Below are 25,204 nucleotides of genomic sequence, written 5' to 3'. Positions count from 1 at the left end.
AGTTGTACGATGACTGATCACTTCGCTGTGAAGCGGGTGATCGCCTTTCAAAACAACGGAGATGCCCAATGTCTATTGCTCGCCGCCGCCTCGTCGGCTCCGCCTGCCTCGCCACGCTTGCGCTGGCCGCACCTCTTGCCGCCGTGGCCCAGGCCGCCTGGCAGCCGACCAAGCCCATCAAGCTCGTCGTGCCGTACCCGCCGGGTGGTTCGTCGGACATCATCGCCCGCGCCATCAGCCAGCCGCTGTCCGAAGCGCTCAAGCAGCCGGTGATCGTGGAGAACCGGCCCGGTGCCAACGGCAACCTTGGTGCCGACTTCGTCGCCAAGTCGGCCCCCGACGGCTACACGCTGCTGCTGTGCGACGTGGGGGCGCTGGCCATCAGCCCTTCGATCTACACCAAGCTGCCGTTCGACCCGTCGAAGGACCTGCGCGGCGTGACCATGCTGGCGTACTCGCCGCACCTCTTGGTCGTCCACCCGTCGGTGAAGGCGAACAACCTCAAGGAACTGATCGCGCTGTCGAAGACCGGCGACCTGAACTTCGCCGTGACGGCTACCGGCAGCGCACCGCACCTGGCCGGCGTGGCGCTTGAGCGCGCCAGCGGCGCCAAGTGGACTTACGTGCCGTACAAGGGCGGCGTCCAGGCGATCCAGGACACGGTCGCCGGCCAGACGCAGGTGCTGATGAACGGCATGCTCGCCACGCTGCCGCAGGTGCAGGGCGGCAAGCTCAAGGTGCTGGCTGTGTCGAAGGGCACGCGCATGCCGTTGATCGGCGACGTGCCGACCATCGCGGAGCAGGGCGTGCCGGGCTTCGAGTCCGGCACCTGGCAAGGCGTGCGCGTGGCCAAGGGCACGCCCGACGCCGTGGTGCAGCGCCTGAACAAGGAACTCATCACGGTCATCCGCGCCGCCGACATCCGCTCGCGCCTCGCCGGGCAGGGCGCCGAGGTCGTGACCATGGCACCGGCGGAGGAAGAGCAGTTCTTCAACAAGGAACGCGCGCGCTGGGCCAAGGTCGTCGCCGACGCCAACCTCAAGCTCGACTGACCGGCACCCTCTCTCTTTTTTCTCAATTCACAGGACGTGTGATGAACCCCCAAGAACTCAAATCCATCATGGGCTCCGGCCTGCTGTCGTTCCCGTTGACCGACTTCGATGCGAACGGCGACTTCCACAAGAAGGGCTACCAGCAGCGCCTCGAATGGCTCGCACCTTATGGCGCGAGCGCGCTGTTCGCCGCCGGCGGCACCGGTGAATTCTTCTCGCTGACCGGCGCGGAATACCCCGGCATCATCCAGACCGCGGTCGACACCTGCCGCGGCGTGGTGCCGATCATCGCGGGCGCCGGCGGCCCGACGCGCTTCGCCATCGAATGCGCGCAAGCCGCCGAGAAGGCCGGCGCGCACGGCATCCTGCTGCTGCCGCATTACCTGACCGAGGCCGGCCAGGAAGGTCTGGCGGCGCACGTCGAGGCGGTGTGCAAGAGCGTGGACTTCGGCGTGATCATCTACAACCGCGGTTCGACGCGCTTCAAGCCCGAGACGCTGGCCCGCCTGGCCGAGCGCAACCCGAACCTCGTGGGCTTCAAGGACGGCATCGGCGACATCGAGACCATGGTCGCGATCTACCAGCGCATGGGCGACCGCTTCGCCTACCTGGGTGGCCTGCCGACGGCCGAGGTCTACGCCGCCGCCTACAAGGCGATGGGCACGCCGGTGTATTCGTCGGCCGTCTTCAACTTCATCCCGAAGACCGCGATGCAGTTCTACGAAGCCGTGCGCGACGACGACATGGCCACGCAGCATCGCCTGCTCAAGGACTTCTTCATGCCCTACCTCGACCTGCGCAACCGCATGCAGGGCTACGCGGTGAGCATCGTGAAGGCTGGCGCGAAGATCGTCGGCCACGGTGCCGGCCCGGTGCGCCCGCCGCTGACGGACCTGAAGCCCGACGAGATGGAAATGCTCGAGGCGCTGATCGACAAGCTGGGACCGCAGTGAAGCGTGACGTCGCCCATGACACGCCCTGAGTCCGCCTCTGCGACGTCCGGCACCCCCGTCGTCACCGAACTGCGCGTGGTCCCGGTCGCGGGCCACGACGGCATGCTGATGAACCTGAGCGGTGCCCACGGCCCGTTCTTCACCCGCAACCTGTTGATCCTGAAAGACAGCGCCGGCCACACCGGCGTGGGCGAGGTGCCCGGCGGCGAGAAGATCCGCCAGACGCTGGAAGATGCGCGCGGCCTCATCGTCGGCCAGCCGATCGGCCGGCACAACGCGATGCTCAACGCCATGCGCGCGCAGTTCGCCGACCGCGACAGCGGCGGCCGCGGCACGCAGACCTTCGACCTGCGCATCGCCATCCACGCGGTCACGGCCGCCGAGGCCGCGCTGCTCGACCTGCTCGGCCAGCACCTGAACGTGCCGGTCGCGGCGCTGCTCGGCGAAGGCCAGCAGCGCGATGCGGTGCAGATGCTCGGCTACCTGTTCTACGTCGGCGACCGGAAGAAGACCGACCTGCCGTACCGCAGCGAGCCCGATGCGGACAACGACTGGTTCCGCCTGCGCCACGAAGAAGCCATGACGCCCGAGGCCATCGTGCGCCTGGCCGAAGCCAGCCATGCGCGCTACGGCTTCACCGACTTCAAGCTCAAGGGCGGCGTGCTGCGCGGCGAGGAAGAGGTCGAGGCGATCCGTGCGCTGCACGAGCGCTTCCCCGAGGCGCGCGTCACGCTCGACCCCAACGGCGGCTGGCTGCTGAAGGACGCGATCCGCCTCACGCGCGACCTGCACGGCGTGATGGCTTACGCTGAGGACCCGTGCGGCGCCGAAGGCGTGTTCTCCGGCCGCGAGGTGATGGCCGAGTTCCGCCGCGCCACCGGCCTGCCCACCGCCACCAACATGGTCGCCACCGACTGGCGCGAGATGGTGCACAGCCTGTCGCTGCAGTCGGTCGACATTCCATTGGCCGATCCGCATTTCTGGACCCTGCAGGGTTCCGTGCGCGTGGCGCAGCTGTGCCAGGCCTGGGGCCTGACCTGGGGCTCGCACTCGAACAACCACTTCGACGTGTCGCTCGCGATGTTCACCCACGTGGCCGCAGCCGCGCCGGGCAAGGTCACGGCCATCGACACCCACTGGATCTGGCAGGACGGCCAGCGTTTGACGAAGGCGCCGCTGCAGATCGAGGGCGGGTTCGTGCAGGTGCCGACGCAAGGCGGCCTGGGCGTGGAACTGGACATGGACGAGGTCGAGAAAGCGCACCAGCTGTACCTCCAACACGGCCTGGGCGCGCGGAACGACGCGCAGGCCATGCAGTACCTGATCCCGGGCTGGCAGTTCGACAACAAGCGGCCCTGCATGGTGCGTTGACGCGTTAATCTCGGCACCCACCATCTCTTCCCGAGCCGAAGCGCCCTCGCTTCGGCTTTCTCACTTTTCACCACAAGGATCCGACATGCAACAACACGACAACCTGATCGGCGGCGAATGGAAGAAGGGCAACAGCTACAGCCCGAACCTGAACCCGTCGAACCTGGGCGACACCATCGCCGAATACACCCAAGGTGACGCCTCGCATGTCGAAGCCGCCGTGGCCGCCGCCACCGCCGCCTTCCCGGCCTGGTCGACCAGCGGCATCCAGATGCGCTCGGACGCGCTCGACAAGATCGGCACCGAGATCCTGGCACGCAAGGAAGAACTGGGCACGCTGCTCGCGCGTGAAGAGGGCAAGACCAAGGCCGAAGGCATCGGCGAAGCCACCCGCGCCGGCCAGATCTTCAAGTTCTTCGCCGGCGAATGCCTGCGCCTGGCGGGTGAGACCCTCCCCTCGGTGCGCCCCAACATCGGCGTCGAGATCACGCGCGAGCCGGTCGGCGTCGTCGGCCTGATCACGCCGTGGAACTTCCCCATCGCGATTCCGGCCTGGAAGATCGCGCCGGCATTGGCCTTCGGCAACTGCGTCGTGATGAAGCCGGCCGACCTGGTGCCGGGCTGCGCCTGGGCGCTGGCCGAGATCATCAGCCGCTCGGGCATTCCGGCCGGCGTGTTCAACCTGGTGATGGGCCGCGGCAGCGTGATCGGCGATGCGCTGGTCAACCACCCCGGCATCCATGCCATCAGCTTCACCGGCTCGGTCGGCGTGGGCAGCCGCATCGCGGTGCAGTGCGCCACCAACCACAAGAAGGTGCAGCTCGAGATGGGCGGCAAGAACCCGCAGGTCATCCTGGACGACGCCGACCTGGCGCAGGCCGTCGAGCTGAGTGTGCAGAGCGCCTTCTATTCGACCGGCCAGCGCTGCACGGCGTCCAGCCGGCTGATCGTCACCGACGGCATCTACCCGAAGTTCATCGAGGCGATGAAGGCCCGCATGGAAAAGATCAAGGTGGGCGACGCGCTGGTGCAGGGCACCGACATCGGCCCGGTGTCGAGCCAGAGCCAGCTCGAGCAGGACCTGAGCTACGTCGAGATCGGCAAGAGCGAAGGCGCGGTGCTGGCCGCGGGCGGCGGCCGTTTGAAGCTCGACACCGAAGGCTTCTACATGGCGCCGGCGCTGTTCGTCGACAGCGACAAGACGATGCGCATCAACCGCGAAGAGATCTTCGGCCCGGTCGCCAGCGTGATCCGCGTGAAGGACTACGACGAGGCGCTGGCCACGGCCAACGACACGCAGTTCGGCCTGTCGTCGGGCATCGCCACGACCAGCCTGAAGTACGCGACGCACTTCAAGCGCCACAGCCAGGCCGGCATGGTGATGGTCAACCTGCCGACGGCGGGTGTGGATTACCACGTGCCTTTCGGCGGGCGCAAGGGCTCCAGCTACGGCCCGCGCGAGCAGGGCAAGTACGCGCAGGAGTTCTTCACCATCGTGAAGACGGCGTATACGTTGGCCTGATCGCTGGCCTGAGCGTTCCGCACTGAATGCCATGCCCGCCGCGCTTCTTGCGCCGCGGGCATTTTTTGGGGGGGGGCGTCCGCGGCGCATCGGGGATGCCGCCGCTGCTCGCCAGGCTCGAGCCCCGACCGCCGGCGTTCAGGCCGACCAGTGCCGCGGGCCGCGCCGAAAGATGGGCGTGGACATGATGATCGCGGTGCGCGTCTCGCCCCACCGGTTGACGTCGCCGAGGAAGGACTCCAGCGCGGCCATGTCCGCCACGGCGACCGTCATCATGTACGAATCGGCACCGGTGACGTGATGGCACTCGAGGACTTCGGCGCGTGCACGCAGTGCTTTCAGCAGCGCCTGCTTGTGCGGCTGACCCGTCGTGATGCCGATGATGGCCTGGACCGGCAGACCGACTTTTGCGGGATCGAGGTCGGCATGCACGCCGCGGATGACCCCCGCGCCCTGCAGGCGCTTGAGGCGCTCGGCGGTCGCAGCGATCGACAGCCCGGCCGCTTCGGCCAGTGTCTTGAGCGGCGCGCGACCATCGGCCTGCAAGGCTTCGAGCAGTTTCCAGGCCTTGGCGTCGAGTTGAAGGGGCTCGGTCATCGACGCGATTCTCCATAAAAATTCTGGCGATCACTCACCGGTGCCGTAAAAATCGACTTCAGCTCGCGAAGCGGCCGACCTACGATCGCTGGCATGGAACTTCTGAAAGTCTTCGTCTCTTCACTGCTGATCGGTTTGTCGATCGCCGCTCCGGTCGGCCCGATCGGCGTGCTGACCATTCAGCGCAGCCTCGACCAAGGCCCCCGCGCGGGGCTCGCGACCGGTATGGGAGCCGCTGCCGCGGATGCGGTCTATGGTGCGGTCGGCGCCTTCGGCGTGAGCTGGTTGATCCAGGCCCTGGTAGCCGTGCGTCTGCCGCTCACGCTGTTCGGTGCGGGCTTTCTGCTGTGGATGGCCTGGAAGCTCGCACGCGCGCCCGTGACCGCGCGCACGACGACGAGCGCGCCGGCGCGCAAGGGCTGGCAGTACTTCGCGTCCACCTTCGTGCTGACGCTGTCCAACCCGGCGACGATCCTCTCGTTCGTCGCGATCTTCGGCGCGATGGCGGGGCGATCGTCCGTGACGGCACCCGGGACGATGGTGCTGGGCGTGCTGGTCGGTTCGGCGCTGTGGTGGCTCTTCCTCAGCAGCGTCGTCGGCCGCCTTCGCGAGCGCTTCGACCTGCGCTGGCAGCGCCGCATCAACCTGGGCAGCGCCACAGTGCTCGTGGTCTTTTCGCTGTGGCAACTGACATCGGTCCTGGGATGACGGCACCCTGGCCGTTGTCCATACCTTTGCCCGCGCTGCCCATGCTGCCCATCCTCTATTCCTTCCGCCGCTGCCCCTTCGCCATGCGCGCCCGCTTCGCGCTGCTGGTCAGCGGCACCGCTTGCGAGCTGCGCGAGGTGGTGCTGCGCGACAAGCCGGTCGCGTTGCGCGAAGCGTCGCCCAAGGCCACGGTGCCGGTGCTGGTCGATGTCGATGGCACGGTGATCGACGAGAGCCTGGCGATCATGCGGTGGGCGCTGGCGCAGCGCGATCCGCAGCATTGGCTCACGCCGTCGGGCGGCACGCCCGACGACATGCTCGCGCTCGTCGCGCAGTGCGACGGCGGCTTCAAGCGGCACCTCGACCGCTACAAGTACCCGAACCGCTACGAGGGTGCCGATGCGCTGTGGCACCGGGCCGAAGCCGCTGCCTTCCTCGACGGGCTGGAGACGCGGCTGCGCGGGTCGCGTCACCTGTTCGGCGATGCGCCCGCGCTGGCCGACATGGCCATCGCACCCTTCGTGCGGCAGTTCGCGCAGGTCGATGCGGCCTGGTTCGCCGCGGCGCCGTGGCCTGCGTTGAGCGCGTGGCTGTCGGCGCTCACAGCATCTTCGCTCTGGGCGAGCGCCATGCCGAAGTTTCCGGCCTGGCAACCGGGTGATGCGGTGGTGGTCTTCGGGGACGTCTGATTCAGCCCGGCCGGCGCAGCAGCAGCCGATCGATCGCCTCGAACAGCAACTCGCTCAGCAACGCCAGCGCCGCCGCCGGCAGCGCACCGGCCAGCAGCAGTTGCCGGTCGTTCAGGGCCAGCCCCGTCACGATGCGTTCGCCGAATCCGCCCGCACCGATGAAGGCCGCGATGGTGGCGGTGCCGATCGCGATCGTCGTGGCGGTGCGCACGCCCGCCACCAGCGTCGGCATGGCCAGCGGGAGCAGCACGAAGCGCATGCCTTGCCGTGGCGTCATGCCGAGCGCCGTGCCCGCCTGCCGCAGGCCTTGCGGCACCTCGGCCAGACCGGTGACCGTGTTGCGCATGATGGGCAGCAGCGCGTAGAGCGTGAGCGCGATGAGTGCGGGCAGGGTGCCGATGCTGCCGATCAGCGAGATCAGCACCGCCAGCAAAGCCAGCGACGGCACGGTCTGCATCAGGCCGGCGATGCCGAGCACCACGGCGCGGGTGCGTGCATGCGCGGACACCCACACGGCCAGCGGCACGCCGACCAGGATGGCGAGCCCGACCGACACCGCCACCAGCACCATGTGCTGGCGCGTGAGCCGCCCCAGGTCGCTGCCGAACAGCTTGGCCATGAAGCCGCGCTGGCCCTCCGATGCCGTGGCGCCGGCGAGGAAGTCGCGCGCGATGGTGTCGAAGCCCGCGCCCTGCAGTTCGGCGCGCGCGTTCATCGCGATCATGGCGCGCTCGTCGATGCGGCCTTCGAGCGTCTGCAGCGCGGCCCAGGCGGCCGGCAGCCGGGCCGGCAGGTCGAGGCGGTAGAGCAGCACCGCGTCGTAGCGCGGGAAGTAGCCGCGGTCGTCCTGCAGCACGCGCAGGCCCAGGTGGTCGATCTTGGCGTCGGTCGTGTAGATGTCGATGACGTCGACCTGCCCGGCCGCGATGGCGTCGTAGGCCAGGCCGTGGTCGAGGCCGGTGGGCTTCTGCGTGAAGCCATAGCGCGCGGCCAGGCCTTGCCAGCCGTCGGCGCGGCCGATGAACTCGTTCGACAGGCCCAGCTTGAGTTCGGGGTGTCGGGCCAGGTCGCTGAGCGTCGCGAGCTTGAGCCGGTCGGCGTCGGCGCCGCGCATCGCGAGCGCGTAGCCGTCGTTGAAGCCCAGCGGCACGGCCACGCCGAGGCCGAGCGGGGCGAGTCGCGCGTTCATCTCGGCGCGCGTCATGGCGGCGCTACCCTGCAGGATCTCGAGCGCGATGGTGCCGGTGTATTCGGCATACACGTCGATCGCACCGGAGCGCAGCGCCTCGTACACGATCGCCGTGTTGCCCAGGCCCTGGCGGACCACGGGCGCGACGGGTGTGTGCGGTGCCGCGGTCTGCGCCAGCACTTCGGCCAGGATGTACGACTCGGTGAAGCGCTTCGATCCGACGTGGAGCGCATCGCCTTGCGCCGACGCGGCGCCCGTGCTCGCGAGCATCGCCAGGAAGAGCCAGGGGAGCAGCGCCGACCGCCAGGCGCGCTGGAGCGGGTGCGGCAGCAGCATGCGGTCAGTGTATCGGTCAGGCCGCATTCCTACAGCGACCCGTGCCCGGCGCCGATGCGTCTTGGGCGCGTGCGCAGCGACATTGGATGGAGGCCGACCCGCGGCTTCGATCTCCCTGCGCATTCCCACATTTTCGAAAGAGCCCATGGCCCCCAAGACCGTGCCGCCCCATCTTGCCGATACCCACGGCGCCCGCGAACTCCCCGCCGTCATCGTCGACGGCTACAGCCTGCAATTGCGCGACAAGAATGGCTTCGCCGGCGATGCGGCCAGCCAGACCGCGTTCCGGACGCTGCTGGAGCAATGGCGCAAGCGCCGCCGCCAGAAGCGCAAGGACGACCCCTTCGGCGACGTCGCGTCGCGCGACCTGAGCAAGAAGGAACTCGACCGGGTGCTCGGCCGCAAGAAAGCCTCCGAAGGCGCGGACCTGCTGGAGGGCGCGATGGAGGAGTTCGCCGAGGAACTGGCCCACGTGGTGCGCCGCTTTCTGCGCGAGCCCTCGTGGGACAAGGTCCAGCGCATCGTGATCGGCGGCGGCTTTCCCGAGAGCGACGTGGGCGAGCGCGCCATCCTGCAGGCCGCGATGATCCTGCAGCACATGAAGGTCAAGGTGCCGATCGCGCGCCTGTCGCACGAGGTCGACGACGGCGGCCTGATCGGCTGGGTGCACCTGGTGCCGCCCGACATGCTGGCCGCCTACGATGCGATCCTCGCGGTCGACATCGGCGGCACCAATGTGCGTTGCGGCATCGTGAAGACGCGGCGCAAGAAGGCCGGGGACCTGTCGCTGGCCAAGGTGATTCAGCGCGCCAAATGGCGCCATGCCGACGACAGGCCCAGCCGCCGCGGGTTGCTCGACCGCCTGTCCGGGATGCTGCAGGCGCTCATCGACTACTGCGCGAGGAAGGAGATCCGGCTCGCGCCTTTCGTGGGCATCGCCTGCCCGGGGCGCATCCGCGACGACGGCTCCATCGCGCGCGGCACCCAGAACCTGCCGGGCGACTGGGAAAGCGACACCTTCCACCTGCCCAGCGAGCTGAGCAAGAAGCTGCCGACCATCGGCGGCGCGCCGACCACGGTGCGGCTGCACAACGACGCGGTGGTGCAGGGCCTGAGCGAGCTGCCCTTCATGCAGGACGTGCACCACTGGGCCGTGCTCACCATCGGCACCGGCCTGGGCAACGCGAGCTACACCAACACGCCCGACCGGCTGGCCCGTCTGCAGAGGCAGGAGAAGGCCGAGCGGCAAGCGAAAGCGGCCCAGGCCGCCCGGCACCCAGGGCGCTGAGCGCTACAGCTGGAATGCGACGGTCAGCAGCAGGCCTTCGGCCAGGTCGCGCAGCAGGCCGGGCCGTCGAGCGCGATAGGGCTCGCCGGCCGACGCGGTGGTCTCGATCCACTGCGCCAGCCAGTCGATCGGCGCGCGGCCGTAGAACACCACCGCGGCCTCGTGGTTCAGCAGCAGGCTGCGCAGGTCGAGATTGATCGAGCCGCACATCGCCAGTTCGTCGTCCACCACCACGGCCTTGGCATGCGCCATGAAGGGCAGCATGCGGAAGATCACCCCCGCGCCTGCGAGGTCGCGCATGGCCCGCGCGCGCACGAAGTCGGTCAGCCGGTGGTTCGAGCGCGAGGGGATCGCGATGGTCACCTGCACGCCGCGCCGTGCCGCCAGCCGCAGCGCATTGCGCAGGCCGTCGTCGGGCACGAAGTAGGGCGTGACCGCGAGGATGCGGTGTTCGGCGCGAAAGCACGCGTCGATGAGCAGCGCGTGCGCCGTGTCCTCCGTCTGGTCGGGGCCGCTCGGCAGGAACTGGGCGAGCGAGCCGTCGTCCGGCATGTCGTGCGTCGGCGCGATCTCGCGCGGCGTGTCGTTGCGCACCGAGCACCAGTCGTGCTCGAACTGCCGGGCCGCGGCCTCCGCCACGCTGCCCCGCAGATCGAAGGAGAGGTCCCGCCATGGCACCGGATAGGCATCGTTGCCGGTGAAATATTCGCCCGCCAGATTGCGCCCGCCGGACCACAGCCGGGTGTCGTCGGCAATCACGAACTTGCGGTGGTTGCGCAGGTTGCGCGGCCCGCTGCGGCGCAGGCCGAAGAATGGGCGGAACACCGCGACCTGGCCGCCTGCCGAACGCAGCGCGTCGAAGTGGTGCCGCGGCAGCGTGATGGCGCCGAAGCCGTCGAGCAGCACCCGCACGCGCACGCCCTCGCGCGCGCGCCGGGCCAGGCGCGCGACCACCTCGTGGCCCAGTGCGTCGTCGCCGATGATGAAGGTGCAGATGTCCAGGCGAACGCGGGCGGCGTCGATCACCTGCCACAGCGCTTCGCGCGCGGCCGCGCCGTCGGCATGGAAGCACGGGACGCACCGCCCCGGCGGCGGCAGGCCGAAGCTCTCGATCAGCTCGGCCGCCCAGTGGCCGGCCGGCAGGGTGCGCGGCGGCCGCGGCGAGCCCGCGGGCCTGAGCTTGCGCTGACCGAACAGCAGGTACACGGGCAGCGCGAGGTAGGGCAGCAGCAGCAGCCCCATGACCCAGGCGATCGCCGTCGTCGGCGCCCGCTGCTCGCGCCGCGCGCGGGTGGTCAGCACGTAGACGAGCAGCGCGAAGGTGACTACCAGGAAGTGCTGGGACGGCGACGGCAGCCAGGGCGCGAGCAGGTGCGGCATGTCCCCGGAGATTAACCCCGCGCCGGCTTCCTCCGTCGTGATCCCCTTCGGGCGCAGGCGGAACCTTCGCGGGCGCGTGGGCGGCGCCCCCGGGAAGGGGACGGTCTGCACGGCCGTCCACGGGTTGTGCGATGACCGCGCACGCGGTGTGAAGATCGCGCAGAATGCCCCGGTCGCAACGCGCGCCTAGGTGATTGCCGGAGCACGCGGCGGCGTTTCGTCTGCCCACAATGACGCGAAACGGCATTCCATCCCACCGGAGACACACATGCAACGACGCCATCTCGTCCAGGCCGCCGGCCTGGCCGCCCTCGCCGCCCTCGCACTGGCCGCGCCGCTCGCCGCCCAGGCGCAGACCACGCCCTTCAAGATCGGCCTGATCCTGCCGATGACCGGGCAGCAGGCCTCGACCGGGCGGCAGATCGAGGCGGCGGTGAAGCTCTACATCGCGCAGAACGGCGACACCGTGGCCGGCCGCAAGATCGAGGTGATCGTCAAGGACGACGTCGCCACGCCCGACGTGACCAAGCGCTTGGCGCAGGAGCTGGTGGTCAACGAGAAGGTGAACGTGCTGGCCGGCTTCGGCGTCACGCCGGCCGCGCTCGCCGCCGCGCCCATCGCCACGCAGTCGAAGACGCCGCTGGTCGTGATGGCCGCCGCGACCTCGAGCATCACCGAGGCCTCGCCGTACATCGTGCGCACCAGCTTCACGCTGCCGCAGGTGTCGGTCGCCATGGGCGACTGGGCGCCGAAGAACGGCGTGAAGTCGGTGGTGACGCTGGTGTCCGACTACGGCCCCGGCAACGACGCCGAGAAGTTCTTCAGCGAGCGCTTCCAACTCAACGGCGGCAAGGTGATCGACAAGCTGCGCGTGCCGCTGCGCAACCCCGACTTCGCCCCTTTCCTGCAGAAGGTGCGCGACGCCAAGCCCGACGCGCTCTTCGTCTTCGTGCCCTCGGGCGCGGGGGCGGCGGTGATGAAGCAGTTCCTCGAGCGCGGCATGGACAAGGCCGGCATCCGCCTGATCGCCACCGGCGACGTGACCGACGACGACCAGCTCAACGACATGGGCGACGGCGCGCTCGGCGTGGTCACCTCGCACCACTACTCGGCGGCGCACCCGTCGGCGATGAACAAGAAGTTTGTCGAGGCCTTCCAGAAGGCCAACAAGAACATGCGCCCCAACTTCATGGCCATGGGCGGCTACGACGGCATGCGCGTGATCTATGAGGCGCTCAAGGCCACCGGCGGCAAGGGCGACGGCGCCGCGCTGCTGGAGAAGATGAAGGGCCAGGTCTTCGAGAGCCCGCGTGGCCAGGTGCTGATCGACGCGCAGACGCGCGACATCGTGCAGGACGTGTACCTGCGCAAGGTCGAGAAGAAGGACGGCCAGCTCTACAACGTCGAGTTCGACGTGATCAAGGCGGTGAAAGACCCCGGCAAGGCGAAGTGAACGCGGGGACGCACGCCGCTCCATGCTGACCATCCTTTTCGACGGCATCGCCTACGGCATGCTGCTGTTCGTGCTCGCGGTCGGCCTGGCCGTGACGCTGGGCCTGATGAACTTCATCAACCTGGCGCACGGCGCCTTCGCCATGGCGGGCGGCTACCTCACGGTGTTCGCGATGCAGAAGCTGGGCATCCCGTTCCTGCTCTGCCTGCCGCTGGCCTTCGTGGTGGTGGGCGCCGCCGGCGCGCTGCTCGAGCGCACGCTGTACCGGCCGATGTACGGCAAGTCGCACCTCGACCAGGTGCTGTTCTCCATCGGCCTGACCTTCATGGCGGTGGCGGCCATCGACTACGTCGTCGGCTCGTCGCAGCAGAACATCCAGCTGCCCGAGTGGCTGCGCGGCCGCACCGAGGTGGGCGACGGTGCCCTGATGCTCGGCATGGGGCACTACCGGCTCTTCATCATCGCGGTGTGCGCGGTGCTGGCCATCGTGCTGCAGCTCATCCTGTCGAAGACGCGCTTCGGCAGCCGGCTGCGCGCGGCGGTCGACGACGCACGCGTGGCGGCCGGGCTGGGCATCGACGTGAACCGTGTGTTCCTGCTGACCTTCGCGGTCGGCTCCGGGCTCGCCGGGCTGGGCGGTGCGCTGGGGGCGGAGATCCTGGGGCTGGACCCGAGCTTCCCGCTCAAGTACATGATCTATTTCCTCATCGTGGTCGCGGTCGGCGGCACCTCGTCGATCACCGGGCCGCTGCTGGCGGCGATGCTGCTGGGCGTGGCCGACGTGGCCGGCAAGTACTTCATCCCGAAGATGGGCGCCTTCACGGTCTACCTGCTGATGATCCTGATCCTGATGTGGCGCCCGCAGGGCCTGTTCACGCGGCGGGGCGGCAGGTGATGGACGGCCCTCGGACCGACGCGCTGCGCAGGCGCCTGCTCGATCCGGCGCGCTGGCGCCCGTGGGAGTTCGTCGTCTGGGCGTTGGCCTTCGCGCTGCCATGGGCCATGCCCTCGCACGCGCTGATGGTCAACGAGATCGCCATCGTCGCCCTGTTCGCGATGTCGCTCGACCTGATCCTGGGCTACACCGGCATCGTCTCGCTCGGCCATGCGGCCTTCTTCGGTTTCGGTGCCTACGCCGCGGCCCTGTTCGCCAAGCATGTCATGCCCGACCCGACGGTCGGCCTGATGGTCGCAGTGGGGCTGTCGGCCGCGCTCGGAGCGTTGGCCAGCGTGACCATCCTGCGCGGCAGTGACCTCACGCGCTTGATGGTCACGCTCGGCACCGCGTTGCTGCTGCTCGAACTGGCGAACAAGCTCGACGGGCTCACCGGTGGGGCCGACGGGCTGCAGGGCGTGGTCATGGGGCCGGTGCTGGGCCTGTTCGACTTCGACCTCTACGGCCGCACGGCTGCGTGGTATTCGCTGTCGGTGGTGCTGCTGCTTTTCCTGCTGATGCGGCGGCTGGTGTGCTCGCCCTTCGGCGCCACGCTCAAGGCCATTCGCGACAACCGGCTGCGCGCGATGGCCGTCGGCATTCCGGTGGTCTCGCGCATGGCCGTGATCTACACCGTGGCGGCCGCCGTGGCGGGCGCGGCCGGTGCGTTGCTGGCGCAGACCACCGGTTTCGCTTCGCTCGACGTGCTGGCCTTCGACCGTTCGGCCGACGTGCTGCTGATGCTGGTGATCGGCGGCGTGGGCTGGCTCTACGGCGGCATCGCGGGCGCGGTCGTCTTCAAGCTGCTGCAGGACACGCTGTCGTCCGTCACGCCGCAGTACTGGATGTTCTGGATCGGCCTGATCCTCGTGCTGCTGATGCTCGTCGGCCGCGAGCGGCTGCTCAAGCCGTGGAAGATGTTCAAGCGATGAGCGACACTGTCCTTTCCGCCCAGGGCCTGGTGATGCGCTTCGGCGGCATCGTGGCCACGCACGACGTGACGCTCGACCTGCGGCGCGGGGCGCGCCATGCGCTCATCGGCCCCAACGGCGCCGGCAAGACCACGCTGATCAACCTGCTCACCGGCATGCTGACGCCCACGTCCGGACGCATCGTGCTGGAAGGCCGCGACATCACCCGCCTGGCGCCGCACCGCCGGGTGGCGCAGGGGCTGGTGCGCACCTTCCAGATCAACCAGCTCTTCGATTCGATGACGCCGCTGGAGACGCTGGCGCTCGTGGTGTCGCAGCGCCGCGGCGTGGCGGCGCAGTGGTGGCGCCCGCTCGGCAGCGATGCGGCGGTGGTCGCTCGCGCCGCCGAACTGCTGGCGCAGTTCCGCCTGACCGAGGTGGCGCGCCAGCCGACGCGTGAACTGGCCTACGGCAAGCGCCGCCTGCTCGAGATCGCCATCGCACTGGCCTGCGAGCCGCGCGTGCTGCTGCTCGACGAGCCGGTGGCCGGCGTGCCGGCCGGCGAGCGCGAGGAACTGCTGCAAACGGTGGCCGCCCTGCCGGCCGATGTGTCCGTGCTGCTGATCGAGCACGACATGGACCTGGTGTTCAGCTTCGCCGACCGCATGACCGTGCTGGTCAACGGCGCGGTGCTGACCGAAGGATCGCCGGAAGAAATCGCCGCCGATCCGCGCGTGAAGGCGGTGTACCTCGGAGAAGGGACAGAAGGGACGGCGCATGGCTGACGCGCTGCTGCAGATCGACGACCTGAGCGCGGGCTACGGCGAAGCGGTGGTGCTCACCGGCATCTCGCTCACGCTGGCCGAAGGCCGCACGCTGGCGCTGCTCGGCCGCAACGGCACCGGCAAGACGACACTGATCAACACGCTGGCCGGCGCCACGCGGCAGCACGGCGGGCGCATCACGCTGGGCGGCATCGAACTGAACCGGCTGGCACCGCACCGCCGCGCCGCCGCGGGCATCGGCTGGGTGCCGCAGGAGCGCAACATCTTCAAGTCGCTCACGGTGCACGAGAACCTCACGGCCGTGGCACGCCCCGGCCACTGGACGCCCGAGCGCGTCTACGCGATGTTCCCGCGCCTGGCCGAGCGCAAGGGCAACCTGGGCACGCAGTTGTCGGGCGGCGAGCAGCAGATGCTCGCCGTCGCGCGCGCCCTGGTGCTCAACCCGCGCCTGATGCTGCTCGACGAGCCGCTCGAAGGCCTGGCGCCGATCATCGTGGAAGAGCTGCTGCGCGCCATCCGCCGCATCACGCGGGACGAGGGGCTGGCGGCCATCATCGTCGAGCAGCACCCGCAGGCGGTGCTGGCGATCTCCGACGATGCCGTGGTGCTCGACCAGGGGCGGCTGGTGCACGCCGAGCGCGCCGACGTGCTGCGCACGCAACCCGAGGTGCTCGACCGCCTGCTCGGCGTGGCGCGCTGAGGTCATGGGTGAGGCAGGCGCCCCCGGGTCGTCCTGCGTGCCACGGCGGCGTCGTTGCGCGAGAATGCGCCTCCATCAGCGCGGAGGGATTTCAAAATGAGAGAAAGTCACCGGTCCACCGTGACCGCAGCAAACAAGGCGTTGGCCATGGTGATCGCCGCCAGCGAACTCGACCGCCTGCCGGTGACCCACTTCGAGCCGACGGACCTGTCCGGTCTGTCGGAGCTGGCGCAGCGCGGCTCGTCGACCGCGCGGGAAGACACGCAGCAGGCCAACCGCATGCGCGCCGCTTCCCACCTGTACCTGGTCGCGGCGCGCCACGCGATGGCGGCGGCGCTCGACCTGGGCAAGGTCTCGATGGAGATGACGACCGCTGAGCGCGAGGCCATGCTGCACGCCATCGGCGCGCAGTCGACCGCCGCCGGGCACTGCGCGACCCAGGCCTCGAGGATCCTGACCGGCGAGATCGATCCGCCGGTGGACGACTCCGTCGTCGTGTCGAAGCTGACCTCCTGAGCGGCGGACGCCTCAGATCGGCAGCGCCGTCGTCGTCTTGACGCGGTCGAGCACGAAGCTGGTCTTGCAGTCCTGCACGCTCGGGTGCTTGAGCAGCGTGTCCATCACGAAGCGCGAGTAGTGCGCCATGTCGGCGACCACCACGCGCAGCAGGTAGTCCATGTCGCCGGTGAGCGAGTGGCACTCGATCACCTCGGGCCAGCCCTGGATCGAAGCGCGGAAGGCGTCCATCGGGCTGCGCTTGTGGCTCTCGGTGTGCTTCTCGAGCCGCACGTTGATGTAGGCCATCAGCGGCAGGCCGACGCGCTCGGGCCGCAGCAGGGCGACGTAGCCCTGGATCACGCCCGATTCCTCCAGCCGCTTGACGCGCCGCAACGTCGCCGACGATGACAGGCTGACCTGGGCCGCCAGCTCGTCGTAGGTGGCGCGGCCGTTGGCCTGCAACGCGCGAAGTACGCGCAGATCGATGGTGTCGAGTTCGACTGGAGCGCTCATGCGCTGGATTTTGCAGGAATCCTGCGTGATCGACCATCGCAGGGCCGCAAGTTGCAGGAATCGTGTGCCGCGAGCGCCTAGCATCGACGACAACCCTACCCGCAATTTCTGGAGACACACGATGGCTGACCACTTCGACAACCCCATGGGCCTGCAAGGCTTCGAATTCGTCGAATTCGCATCGCCCACGCCGGGCGTGCTCGAGCCGGTGTTCGAGATGCTGGGCTTCACGCTGGTCGCCAGGCACCGCTCCAAGGACGTCGTGCTGTACCGCCAGGGCGGCATCAACTTCATCGTGAACCGCGAGCCGAAGAGCCAGGCGGCCTACTTTGCGGCCGAGCACGGCCCCTCGGCCTGCGGCCTGGCCTTCCGCGTGACGGACGCGCACAAGGCGTACAACCGCGCGCTCGAACTGGGCGCCCAGCCGATCGAGATCGCCACCGGCCCGATGGAACTGCGCCTGCCGGCCATCAAGGGCATCGGCGGCGCGCCGCTATACCTGATCGACCGTTTCGACGAAGGCAAGTCGATCTACGACATCGACTTCGAGTTCATCGAGGGCGTGGACCGCCACCCGGTCGGCCATGGCCTCAAGCTCATCGACCACCTCACGCACAACGTGTACCGCGGCCGCATGACCTTCTGGGCCGACTTCTACGAGAGGCTCTTCAACTTCCGCGAGATCCGCTACTTCGACATCTCGGGCGAATACACCGGCCTCACGTCGAAGGCCATGACGGCGCCGGACGGCAAGATCCGCATCCCGCTCAACGAGGAATCCAGGAAGGGCGGCGGCCAGATCGAGGAGTTCCTCATGCAGTTCAACGGCGAAGGCATCCAGCACATCGCGCTGATCTGCGACAACCTGAAGGATGCGGTCGACAGGCTGGCGCTGGCTGGCGTACCGACGGCCACGGCGCCCAACGACATCTACTACCAGATGCTCGACAGCCGCCTGCCGGGCCATGGCCAGAACGTGCCGGAACTGCAGGCGCGCGGCATCCTGATGGACGGCACCACGGAGGGCGGCGAGCCGCGCCTGCTGCTGCAGATCTTCTCCACGCCGATGCTGGGGCCGGTGTTCTTCGAGTTCATCGAGCGCCGCGGCGACTACCGCGACGGCTTCGGCGAGGGCAACTTCAAGGCGCTGTTCGAGTCGCTCGAACGCGACCAGATCCGCCGCGGCGTTCTCGACACCGCCGAGGCCTGAGCATGCGGACCGCCGAGGCGACCAAGCACGGCCTCGCCGCAGGCGACGCGGCCAGGCCGGACCGGCCGGACTGGACCATCGACCAGGGCTGGGCGAACTACACGCCGGCCGAGCACGCGGTCTGGAAGACGCTGTTCGAGCGTCAGACGAAGCTGCTGCCCGGCCGCGCCTGCGACGAGTTCGTCGAAGGCATGAAGAACCTGCCGATCGGTGCCGACCAGATTCCGAACTTTCTGGAACTGAGCGAGGTGCTGCTGCAGCGCACCGGCTGGCAGGTCGTGGCCGTGCCGGGCCTGGTGCCCGACGAGGTGTTCTTCGAGCACCTGGCCAACCGACGCTTCCCCTCCGGCAACTTCATCCGCAAGCCGCACGAGCTCGACTACCTGGAAGAGCCCGACGTGTTCCACGACGTGTTCGGCCATGTGCCGATGCTGATGAACCCGGCGATCGCCGACTACATCCAGGCCTATGGCATTGGCGGCCTGCGCGCGAAGAAGCTGGGCGTGCTCGACAAGCTGGCGCGCGTCTACTGGTACACGGTGGAATTCGGCCTCATCCAGCAGAAGGACGGGCTGCGCATCTACGGCGCGGGCATCGCGTCGTCGCGCACCGAGAGCGTGTTCTCGCTGGACGACCCGTCGCCGAACCGCATCGGGTTTGATCTGGAGCGGGTGATGCGCACCCACTACCGCATCGACGATTTCCAGGAGAGCTACTTCGTCATCGACAGCCTGGCCGACCTGCTCGACCTGGCGACCATCGACTTCGCGCCGCTGTACGAACGCATCGCCGGGCAGCCGGAGTACCAGCCGGGCGACGTGCTGGCGACCGACCGCGTGATTGCGCGCGGCACCGGCGAATACCACGACGCCAGGCGCCGGCAGGCCGTCGCGGCCTGAGCGGCCGAGCGCGAGAGCGCGTCAGTAGCGGGCGACCTGCCGGCCGATGTCCGGCCAGCGCCCGTGCAGCCACACCCAGGCCACCAGGCCGACGCCCATCATGAGGATCGACGTCACGGCCAGCCCCAGCGTCGAGTGCATCACCAGCGGTGCGATCACGCCGGCCACCAGGCCGTTGGCGGTCGAGCCGATGACGGCCTGCAGCGACGACGCCATGCCGCGGCGCTCGGGGTGCAGGTCGAGCACCAGCAGCGTGATCACCGGCACCATCAGCGCCCAGCCGAAGGCGAAGATCGCGATCGGCCACATCGCCCAGAGCGCATGCGGCTCGAACAGTGCATTGACCACGACGTTGGCGGCCGAGGTGACCAGCATGATGACGAAGCCATCGCGGATCTGCCGCTTGGGCGTCACCTTGCCCGCCATGCGGCCGCTGGCCCAGGCGCCGGCCATGATGCCGCCGATGGTCAGCAGGAAGAACCAGAAGAACTGCGTGGGCGCCAGGCCCAGGTGGTCGCCCAGAAAGGCCGGTGCCGACAGCACGTAGAGGAACATGCCGTTGAAGGGCACGCCGCTGGCCAGGGCGAGCAGCAGGAAGCGCGGGTCCGAGCAGAGTTCCCAGTAGCCGCGCATCAGGTGGCGCGCGTTGAAAGGCTGGCGCTGCGTGACGTGCAGCGTTTCGGGCAGCAGCTTGTAGTTGGCCGCGAACAGCACCACGCCGACGGCCACCAGAAACCAGAAGATCGCGTGCCAACCGGCGTGCACGAAGAGGAGGCCGCCGACGATGGGCGCGATGGCCGGCGCCACGCCGAAGTAGATGGTGACCTGCGCCATCACCTTCTGCGCCTCGGCCGGTGGGAACATGTCGCGGATCACCGCGCGCGAGACGACGATGCCCGCCCCCGTCGACAGGCCCTGCAGCGCGCGGAACAGCACCAGCTGCCCGATGGTCTGCGACATCGCGCAGCCCAGCGATGCGAGCGTGAACACGGCCAGCCCCCACAGCACCACCGGCCGGCGCCCGAAACTGTCCGACAGCGCACCGTGGAACAGGTTCATGAAGGCGAAGCCGAAGAGGTAGGCCGACAGCGTCTGCTGCATCTCCACCGGCGTCGCGCCGATCGACTTCGCGATGCCCGAGAAGGCCGGGATGTAGGTATCGATCGAGAAGGGGCCGAGCATGCCCAGCACCGCGAGCAGGATGGCCAGCGCCCATCGCGGGGCTTTCCAGAGGGTTTGGGCATCGGGGTTCATGGGTGCCTCCTGCTTCCAAAAAAGAAGAGCGCCTCGTGGGCGCCTTCTGGTTTCTTCTTTTCGCGAACACCGCGGAACCGGCTCTGCCGGGCCGCTGGTGTTGCCCCCGGTGAGGGGGTGGGCGGCTGCACGAAGTGAGCCAACCTGGGGGAGAGCCCGTTTACAGCGTGTCGATGAAGGAGCGCAGCTTGTCCGAGCGCGACGGGTGCTTGAGCTTGCGCAGCGCCTTGGCCTCGATCTGGCGGATGCGCTCGCGCGTCACGTCGAACTGCTTGCCGACTTCTTCCAGCGTGTGGTCGGTCGACATCTCGATGCCGAAGCGCATGCGCAGCACCTTGGCTTCGCGCGGCGTCAGCGAGTCGAGGATGTCCTTGACCACGTCGCGCAGGCCGGCCTGCATCGCGGCCTCGATCGGGGCCGTGTTGCTGCTGTCCTCGATGAAGTCGCCCAGGTGCGAATCGTCGTCGTCGCCGATCGGCGTTTCCATGGAGATCGGCTCTTTCGCGATCTTCATGATCTTGCGGATCTTGTCTTCCGGGATCTCCATCTTCGCGGCCAGGATGCCGGCGTCGGGCTCGAAGCCGAACTCCTGCAAGTGCTGGCGCGAGATGCGGTTCATCTTGTTGATCGTCTCGATCATGTGCACCGGGATGCGGATGGTGCGCGCCTGGTCGGCGATCGAGCGCGTGATCGCCTGGCGGATCCACCATGTGGCATACGTCGAGAACTTGTAGCCGCGACGGTATTCGAACTTGTCGACCGCCTTCATCAGGCCGATGTTGCCTTCCTGGATCAGGTCCAGGAACTGCAGGCCGCGGTTGGTGTACTTCTTGGCGATGGAGATCACGAGGCGCAGGTTGGCCTCGATCATTTCCTTCTTGGCATCGCGCGAGGACGATTCGCCCTCGTTCATGCGCTTGTTGATTTCCTTGAGCTGGGCGAGCGGCACCACCACGCGCGACTGGATGTCGGCGAGCTTCTGCTGCAGTTCCTGCACCGGCGGGATGTTGCGGGCCATCACCGTGCTCCACGGCTTGCCGGCGGCAGCCTGCTTCTCGACCCACTTCAGGTTGAGCAGGTTGGAGGCGATGCGGTTGCCGTTCTTGTCGAAGCCCGAGAAGTCGCGGATGAAATCGTCCTGCGGGAAGCCGCACTTGTCCACGATGATGCGGCGCAGTTCGCGTTCCTTCTTGCGCACGTCGTCGACCTGCGTGCGCACCAGGTCGCACAGCTTCTCGATGGTCTTGGCCGTGAAGCGGATGGTCATCAGCTCTTCGGACAGGGACTGCTGGGCCTTGGCGTACGCCGGCGTGCCGTAGCCTTCCTTGTCGTAGATCTTGTGGACCTTCTCGAAGAGCTCGGCGATGCGGTCGAAACGCTCGAGTGCGTCGCGCTTGAGTTCTTCCAGCTTCTTGGTGAGCGCCTTGGAGCCGCCCTTGCCGTCGTCGTCGTCTTCCTCGTCGAACTCGTCGAAGTCTTCCTCGGCCACGTAGTCGTCGGCTTCGTTGGGGTTCGAGAAGCCGTCGACGATGGTCGAGATGACGACCTTGCCTTCACGGATGTCGGCCGCCAGCCGCAGGATCTCGGCGATGGTCGCGGGCGATGCGGAGATCGCCTCCATCATGGCCATCAGGCCGCCTTCGATGCGCTTGGCGATCTCGATTTCGCCTTCGCGCGTCAGCAGTTCGACCGTGCCCATTTCGCGCATGTACATGCGCACCGGGTCGGTGGTGCGGCCGAATTCGCTGTCGACGGTGGAGAGCGCGGCTTCGGCTTCTTCTTCGGCCTCCTCGACGGTGGTCGCGGTGGGGGCCGTGTTGTTCAGCAGCAGCGTCTCGGCATCGGGCGTCTGTTCGTAGACGGCCACGCCGAGGTCGTTGAGCATCGTGACCACGACTTCCATGGTCTCGGCATCGACCAGCTTGTCGGGCAGGTGGTCGGAAATTTCACCCTGCGTCAGGTAGCCGCGGGTCTTGCCCAGCGTGATCAGCGTCTTCAGGCGCTGACGGCGCTTGGCCATGTCTTCTTCGGACAGGACGGTTTCGTCCAGGCCGAATTCCTTCATCAAGGCGCGTTCCTTCGCCTTGCTGATCTTCATGCGCAGCGGCTTGACCTTCTCGACGGTGGCCGTCTCCGTGCCTGCTGCAGCCGCAGGTTCTTCCTCGGCGAACTCGGCTTCGACGTCGGAGAAGTCTTCTTCGATGTCCTTGGGCTCGTTGCCGGCCTTGGGCTTGCGGCCGCGCTTGGCGCCGGTGGCGGGCGTGGCAGCGCCGGCCGCCTTGGGCGGGCGGCCGACCTTCTTGGCGGTGGCGGGAGCAGGTGCGGCCTTCAGGGCGGCGGTCTTGACGGGGTCGGCGGAGGGCGTTTTCGTGGGCACGGATTTCACTTTCGTTGCGGCAGTCGCCTTGGGCGCGGCGGCACTCTTCTTTGCAGGTGCAGGCGATGCTGCCGCTTTCAACGGTTTGGCCGAAGCGGGCTTCTTGGCGACGGACACGGCAGGCTTCTTTGTACTGGGCATACGACCTCGTGGAACAAGAATGAAACAAGCGGAATCACAGGCGCCACAGACCCGGCGCGGGCACGGACACAGGGGAACACGAGGAAACGGATTTCCTCGAAACGAGGAACCGAGTCCCTCAAGAAGCAAGATGTCGGGCGAACATTTGGTGTGCAGTCCTTGCGGTGTATTGACCCGTTTCCCGTCGGGAAGTGCATTGCGCGTGGGGTCGGCCCGGAGGTGCTGCTGTCGCTCTTGCCTCATTCGTCGCGAGACGAAGCCCTACATTATAGCCAGATCCCGGCTTTTCAAGAGGGAGACCGGGCTTTCAGCCCGCCACGGAGGGCTTCAGGCGGTGGCGCAGTTCCAGGCGCCGCGCCTCCAGGGCCTTGTAGCGCTCCAGGGCGGAGGGGTCGCTCCCCACCGCCGCGATGGCCTCGCTCTGGTGAGCCTTGAGCAGGTCGTCGAGCATGAAATCCAGCACGTTGCGCAGTTCCTTGGCGGCGCCGGCGTCCTGCTCGCCCTCCGCCTCCGCGATGGAGCCCCCCTCCGGTTCGGTCATGAGCCGCTCGGCCAATGCCTCGAAGGGCTGGCCGCGCAGGCCTTCGCGCAAGGCGGCCCAGGGCTGCACGCCGTGCTCGTGGCACTGGCCGTCGAGCCAGGTGAAGAGTTGCCCATGCTCGCCGGGCAGGTCACACAGCATGCCGTGCAGTTCGTGCGACAGCGCTTCCCATTCGTGCATGTTCGACATCAGCAGGCGGGCGGCGACATCGGCGCGACCGGGCGGTCGAAGCCGCGTGCGCCCGACGCTGCCCGATGACGAGGATGGCGAGCGGCGATCGCTCCAGTTGCCGCGGCCGGGCTTGTCGCGCCAGTCGCCGCGCCCCTTGCCGCCCTGGCGCCCGTAGGTGATCGGCGTGCCGTCGTCTTCGTAGCGGGGCGCTGCGGCCGCGGGCGGCGGGGGGGGCTGGCGGGCAGGGGGAGGCGCCGTGGGTGCCCACAGCGAACTCAGGTCTGCCGCGCCCAGCTGCACGAGTTCGGCGAGTTCGGTGAGCAACTGGCGCTTGAGGGCGCCGTCGGGCAGGGCGCTCCACAGCGGCTTGGCGTTGGCGGCCATGTGGGCGCGGCCTTCGGCGGTGCCCAGGTCGCAGCCTTCGCGCGCCGCCTCGACCAGGAAGCGGCTGAGCGGTGTCGCTTCGTTCACGAAGCGGGCGAAGGCCTCGGCGCCGTGCTCCCGGATGAAGCTGTCCGGGTCGTGCTCCGCCGGCAGGAACAGGAACTTGATGCTGCGCACGTCGGTGGCGTAGGGCAGGGCGCCGTCGAGCGCCTTGCGCGCCGCCCGGCGCCCGGCGGCGTCGCCGTCGAAGCTGAACACCACCGACTCGGTGAAGCGGAACAGCTTCTGCACGTGTTCGGGCGTGCAGGCCGTGCCCAGCGTGGCCACGGCATTGGGGAAGCCGAGCTGCGCCAGCGCAACCACGTCCATGTAGCCCTCGGTCACCAGCGCGTAGCCGCGGTCGCGGAAGGCCGCACGGGCTTCGTACAGGCCGTAGAGTTCGCGGCCCTTGCTGAAGACCGGCGTCTCCGGTGAGTTCAGGTACTTGGGCTTCTCGTCGCCCAGCACGCGGCCCCCGAAGCCGATGCATTCGCCCTTCACGTTCCGGATCGGGAACATCACGCGGTCCCGGAAACGGTCGTAGCGCTTGCCGTCTTCCTCCTCGCCGACGATGACAAGGCCGCTTTCGGCCAGCAGCGGGTCGTCGTAGTCGGGGAAGACGCTCGCCAGCGAGCGCCAGCCGGCCGGTGCGTAGCCGATGCCGTACTGCCGGGCGACCTCGCCGGACACGCCGCGGCCCTTGAGGTAGTCGATGGCGCCCGGCGACTGGCGCAACTGCTTGCGGTAGGCCTCGCCGGCTTTCTCCAGCACCTCGGACAGCGTGGCCTGCTTCTGCCGCTGGCCGGCGGCGCGGGCGCGCTCCTCGGGCGAGGCGTCGTCCTCGGGCACCTGCAGGCCGTACTGGCCGGCCAAGTCGTGCACGGCCTCGACGAAGCCCATGCCGGCGTGCTCCATCAGGAAGCCGATGGCGTTGCCGTGCGCGCCGCAGCCGAAGCAGTGATAGAACTGCTTGGTCGGGCTGACCGAGAACGACGGCGACTTCTCCCCGTGGAAGGGGCACAGCCCCATGAAGTTCGCGCCGGCCTTCTTGAGCTGCACGTAGCGCCCGACGATCTCCACCACGTCCGCACGGGCGATCAGTTCCTGGATGAATGAGGGAGGGATGGTCATGGAGGGAGCCGCAAATCATACGCATGCGGCTGAAATGAAACCCACCCCCGATGCGCCTTGCGGCGCCTCCCCCTCAAGGGGGCGCACCCAGCGGCCTGGCGAAGCCAGTTCCGCGGGTGCCCTGGCCTCTGGCCGCACCGGTTTCATTGGCTGCGGGTGGCGCGCGGCGCAATGGATA

General features: G+C 68.4%; 22 protein-coding genes. 15 read left to right on the top strand and 7 right to left on the bottom strand.

Annotated elements, in window-relative coordinates:
- Positions 1 to 68 precede the first annotated feature (68 nt).
- The 4 genes from N8A90_RS24815 (at position 69) to N8A90_RS24800 (ending at position 4,898) form a co-directional block, all read left to right on the top strand.
- Positions 69 to 1,052 (top strand): Bug family tripartite tricarboxylate transporter substrate binding protein, encoded by a 984-nt coding sequence (locus N8A90_RS24815; protein ID WP_262077953.1) that lies wholly within the window; start codon positions 69 to 71, stop codon positions 1,050 to 1,052.
- Between the two features lie 41 nt (positions 1,053 to 1,093).
- Positions 1,094 to 2,005 (top strand): 5-dehydro-4-deoxyglucarate dehydratase, encoded by a 912-nt coding sequence (kdgD, locus tag N8A90_RS24810; protein ID WP_262077952.1) that lies wholly within the window; start codon positions 1,094 to 1,096, stop codon positions 2,003 to 2,005.
- A 15-nt stretch (positions 2,006 to 2,020) separates the two neighbouring features.
- Positions 2,021 to 3,376: a glucarate dehydratase gene (gene gudD, locus N8A90_RS24805; protein ID WP_262077951.1), complete on the top strand. Its 1,356-nt coding sequence runs from the start codon at positions 2,021 to 2,023 to the stop codon at positions 3,374 to 3,376.
- 85 nt (positions 3,377 to 3,461) lie between these two features.
- The gene (locus tag N8A90_RS24800) at positions 3,462 to 4,898 is read left to right on the top strand and encodes an aldehyde dehydrogenase family protein (RefSeq protein WP_262077950.1); all 1,437 of its coding nucleotides are present in this window, start codon (positions 3,462 to 3,464) and stop codon (positions 4,896 to 4,898) included.
- A 138-nt stretch (positions 4,899 to 5,036) separates the two neighbouring features.
- On the opposite strand, the gene N8A90_RS24795 is transcribed toward N8A90_RS24800, so the two are convergent.
- Positions 5,037 to 5,495, bottom strand: a complete 459-nt coding sequence (locus N8A90_RS24795) for an Lrp/AsnC family transcriptional regulator (RefSeq protein ID WP_262077949.1) — start codon at positions 5,493 to 5,495, stop codon at positions 5,037 to 5,039.
- A 93-nt stretch (positions 5,496 to 5,588) separates the two neighbouring features.
- On the opposite strand from N8A90_RS24795, the gene N8A90_RS24790 reads away from it, so the two are divergent.
- Both N8A90_RS24790 and N8A90_RS24785 read left to right on the top strand, forming a co-directional pair.
- The gene (locus tag N8A90_RS24790) at positions 5,589 to 6,203 is read left to right on the top strand and encodes a LysE family translocator (protein WP_262077948.1); all 615 of its coding nucleotides are present in this window, start codon (positions 5,589 to 5,591) and stop codon (positions 6,201 to 6,203) included.
- 35 nt (positions 6,204 to 6,238) lie between these two features.
- Positions 6,239 to 6,892, top strand: a complete 654-nt coding sequence (locus tag N8A90_RS24785) for a glutathione S-transferase (protein WP_262077971.1) — start codon at positions 6,239 to 6,241, stop codon at positions 6,890 to 6,892.
- A 1-nt stretch (position 6,893) separates the two neighbouring features.
- On the opposite strand, the gene N8A90_RS24780 is transcribed toward N8A90_RS24785, so the two are convergent.
- Positions 6,894 to 8,417, bottom strand: coding sequence for a glycine betaine ABC transporter substrate-binding protein (locus N8A90_RS24780; RefSeq protein WP_410087744.1), 1,524 nt, complete (start codon positions 8,415 to 8,417; stop codon positions 6,894 to 6,896).
- A gap of 145 nt (positions 8,418 to 8,562) precedes the next feature.
- On the opposite strand from N8A90_RS24780, the gene N8A90_RS24775 reads away from it, so the two are divergent.
- Entirely contained in the window at positions 8,563 to 9,705 is a 1,143-nt protein-coding gene (locus N8A90_RS24775) for an ROK family protein (RefSeq protein ID WP_262077947.1), read from the top strand.
- Positions 9,706 to 9,708: 3 nt separating this feature from the next.
- Here N8A90_RS24775 and N8A90_RS24770 read toward each other — a convergent pair whose 3' ends face one another.
- Positions 9,709 to 11,085, bottom strand: a complete 1,377-nt coding sequence (locus N8A90_RS24770; RefSeq protein ID WP_262077946.1) for a phospholipase D-like domain-containing protein — start codon at positions 11,083 to 11,085, stop codon at positions 9,709 to 9,711.
- A gap of 268 nt (positions 11,086 to 11,353) precedes the next feature.
- On the opposite strand from N8A90_RS24770, the gene N8A90_RS24765 reads away from it, so the two are divergent.
- The 6 genes from N8A90_RS24765 to N8A90_RS24740 all read left to right on the top strand — a co-directional run bounded on the left by N8A90_RS24765 (position 11,354) and on the right by N8A90_RS24740 (position 16,384).
- A complete protein-coding gene (locus tag N8A90_RS24765; protein WP_262077945.1) occupies positions 11,354 to 12,538 on the top strand; it encodes an ABC transporter substrate-binding protein in 1,185 nt (394 codons plus the stop codon).
- A gap of 22 nt (positions 12,539 to 12,560) precedes the next feature.
- The gene (locus tag N8A90_RS24760; RefSeq protein ID WP_262077944.1) at positions 12,561 to 13,433 is read left to right on the top strand and encodes a branched-chain amino acid ABC transporter permease; all 873 of its coding nucleotides are present in this window, start codon (positions 12,561 to 12,563) and stop codon (positions 13,431 to 13,433) included.
- Positions 13,433 to 14,404 (top strand): branched-chain amino acid ABC transporter permease, encoded by a 972-nt coding sequence (locus tag N8A90_RS24755; protein ID WP_262077943.1) that lies wholly within the window; start codon positions 13,433 to 13,435, stop codon positions 14,402 to 14,404. Before N8A90_RS24760 ends, N8A90_RS24755 begins: the two co-directional genes overlap by 1 nt.
- Positions 14,401 to 15,168, top strand: coding sequence for an ABC transporter ATP-binding protein (locus N8A90_RS24750; RefSeq protein WP_262077942.1), 768 nt, complete (start codon positions 14,401 to 14,403; stop codon positions 15,166 to 15,168). Before N8A90_RS24755 ends, N8A90_RS24750 begins: the two co-directional genes overlap by 4 nt.
- Positions 15,161 to 15,868: an ABC transporter ATP-binding protein gene (locus N8A90_RS24745; protein ID WP_262077941.1), complete on the top strand. Its 708-nt coding sequence runs from the start codon at positions 15,161 to 15,163 to the stop codon at positions 15,866 to 15,868. Before N8A90_RS24750 ends, N8A90_RS24745 begins: the two co-directional genes overlap by 8 nt.
- A 120-nt stretch (positions 15,869 to 15,988) precedes the next feature.
- Positions 15,989 to 16,384, top strand: a complete 396-nt coding sequence (locus N8A90_RS24740; RefSeq protein ID WP_262077940.1) for a hypothetical protein — start codon at positions 15,989 to 15,991, stop codon at positions 16,382 to 16,384.
- Positions 16,385 to 16,396: 12 nt separating this feature from the next.
- Here the strand turns inward: N8A90_RS24740 and N8A90_RS24735 are convergent, their stop codons facing one another.
- Entirely contained in the window at positions 16,397 to 16,879 is a 483-nt protein-coding gene (locus N8A90_RS24735) for an Lrp/AsnC family transcriptional regulator (protein ID WP_262077939.1), read from the bottom strand.
- A 121-nt stretch (positions 16,880 to 17,000) separates the two neighbouring features.
- Here N8A90_RS24735 and hppD point away from each other — a divergent pair, with 121 nt between their 5' ends.
- A complete protein-coding gene (gene hppD, locus N8A90_RS24730) occupies positions 17,001 to 18,089 on the top strand; it encodes a 4-hydroxyphenylpyruvate dioxygenase (protein WP_262077938.1) in 1,089 nt (362 codons plus the stop codon).
- Between the two features lie 2 nt (positions 18,090 to 18,091).
- Positions 18,092 to 18,988: a phenylalanine 4-monooxygenase gene (phhA, locus tag N8A90_RS24725; protein ID WP_262077937.1), complete on the top strand. Its 897-nt coding sequence runs from the start codon at positions 18,092 to 18,094 to the stop codon at positions 18,986 to 18,988.
- 21 nt (positions 18,989 to 19,009) lie between these two features.
- Here phhA and N8A90_RS24720 read toward each other — a convergent pair whose 3' ends face one another.
- From N8A90_RS24720 to dnaG, 3 genes are all read right to left on the bottom strand, one after another.
- Positions 19,010 to 20,242 (bottom strand): multidrug effflux MFS transporter, encoded by a 1,233-nt coding sequence (locus N8A90_RS24720; RefSeq protein ID WP_262077936.1) that lies wholly within the window; start codon positions 20,240 to 20,242, stop codon positions 19,010 to 19,012.
- A gap of 160 nt (positions 20,243 to 20,402) precedes the next feature.
- Positions 20,403 to 22,760 (bottom strand): RNA polymerase sigma factor RpoD, encoded by a 2,358-nt coding sequence (gene rpoD, locus N8A90_RS24715; protein WP_262077935.1) that lies wholly within the window; start codon positions 22,758 to 22,760, stop codon positions 20,403 to 20,405.
- A 307-nt stretch (positions 22,761 to 23,067) separates the two neighbouring features.
- The gene (gene dnaG, locus N8A90_RS24710; protein WP_262077934.1) at positions 23,068 to 25,026 is read right to left on the bottom strand and encodes a DNA primase; all 1,959 of its coding nucleotides are present in this window, start codon (positions 25,024 to 25,026) and stop codon (positions 23,068 to 23,070) included.
- Positions 25,027 to 25,204 lie beyond the last annotated feature (178 nt).

It is taken from the genome of Variovorax sp. N23, from assembly GCF_025486315.1.
Classification (GTDB): Bacteria; Pseudomonadota; Gammaproteobacteria; order Burkholderiales; family Burkholderiaceae_C; genus Variovorax.
The sequence above is the reverse complement of the archived record's forward strand: the minus strand, read 5'-3'. Positions and strand labels throughout refer to the sequence as shown.

What these genes read in the sequence shown, in the direction of transcription:
- N8A90_RS24765 (WP_262077945.1), top strand. Translation starts at nt 11,354, where the DNA reads ATGCAACGACGCCATCTCGTCCAGGCCGCCGGCCTGGCCGCCCTCGCC.
- N8A90_RS24720 (WP_262077936.1), bottom strand. Translation starts at nt 20,242, where the DNA reads ATGAACCCCGATGCCCAAACCCTCTGGAAAGCCCCGCGATGGGCGCTG.
- phhA (WP_262077937.1), top strand. Translation starts at nt 18,092, where the DNA reads ATGCGGACCGCCGAGGCGACCAAGCACGGCCTCGCCGCAGGCGACGCG.
- N8A90_RS24770 (WP_262077946.1), bottom strand. Translation starts at nt 11,085, where the DNA reads ATGCCGCACCTGCTCGCGCCCTGGCTGCCGTCGCCGTCCCAGCACTTC.
- N8A90_RS24760 (WP_262077944.1), top strand. Translation starts at nt 12,561, where the DNA reads ATGCTGACCATCCTTTTCGACGGCATCGCCTACGGCATGCTGCTGTTC.
- N8A90_RS24755 (WP_262077943.1), top strand. Translation starts at nt 13,433, where the DNA reads ATGGACGGCCCTCGGACCGACGCGCTGCGCAGGCGCCTGCTCGATCCG.
- N8A90_RS24790 (WP_262077948.1), top strand. Translation starts at nt 5,589, where the DNA reads ATGGAACTTCTGAAAGTCTTCGTCTCTTCACTGCTGATCGGTTTGTCG.
- N8A90_RS24735 (WP_262077939.1), bottom strand. Translation starts at nt 16,879, where the DNA reads ATGAGCGCTCCAGTCGAACTCGACACCATCGATCTGCGCGTACTTCGC.
- N8A90_RS24750 (WP_262077942.1), top strand. Translation starts at nt 14,401, where the DNA reads ATGAGCGACACTGTCCTTTCCGCCCAGGGCCTGGTGATGCGCTTCGGC.
- gudD (WP_262077951.1), top strand. Translation starts at nt 2,021, where the DNA reads ATGACACGCCCTGAGTCCGCCTCTGCGACGTCCGGCACCCCCGTCGTC.
- kdgD (WP_262077952.1), top strand. Translation starts at nt 1,094, where the DNA reads ATGAACCCCCAAGAACTCAAATCCATCATGGGCTCCGGCCTGCTGTCG.
- dnaG (WP_262077934.1), bottom strand. Translation starts at nt 25,026, where the DNA reads ATGACCATCCCTCCCTCATTCATCCAGGAACTGATCGCCCGTGCGGAC.
- N8A90_RS24745 (WP_262077941.1), top strand. Translation starts at nt 15,161, where the DNA reads ATGGCTGACGCGCTGCTGCAGATCGACGACCTGAGCGCGGGCTACGGC.
- hppD (WP_262077938.1), top strand. Translation starts at nt 17,001, where the DNA reads ATGGCTGACCACTTCGACAACCCCATGGGCCTGCAAGGCTTCGAATTC.
- N8A90_RS24780 (WP_410087744.1), bottom strand. Translation starts at nt 8,417, where the DNA reads ATGCTGCTGCCGCACCCGCTCCAGCGCGCCTGGCGGTCGGCGCTGCTC.
- N8A90_RS24795 (WP_262077949.1), bottom strand. Translation starts at nt 5,495, where the DNA reads ATGACCGAGCCCCTTCAACTCGACGCCAAGGCCTGGAAACTGCTCGAA.
- N8A90_RS24815 (WP_262077953.1), top strand. Translation starts at nt 69, where the DNA reads ATGTCTATTGCTCGCCGCCGCCTCGTCGGCTCCGCCTGCCTCGCCACG.
- N8A90_RS24775 (WP_262077947.1), top strand. Translation starts at nt 8,563, where the DNA reads ATGGCCCCCAAGACCGTGCCGCCCCATCTTGCCGATACCCACGGCGCC.
- rpoD (WP_262077935.1), bottom strand. Translation starts at nt 22,760, where the DNA reads ATGCCCAGTACAAAGAAGCCTGCCGTGTCCGTCGCCAAGAAGCCCGCT.
- N8A90_RS24800 (WP_262077950.1), top strand. Translation starts at nt 3,462, where the DNA reads ATGCAACAACACGACAACCTGATCGGCGGCGAATGGAAGAAGGGCAAC.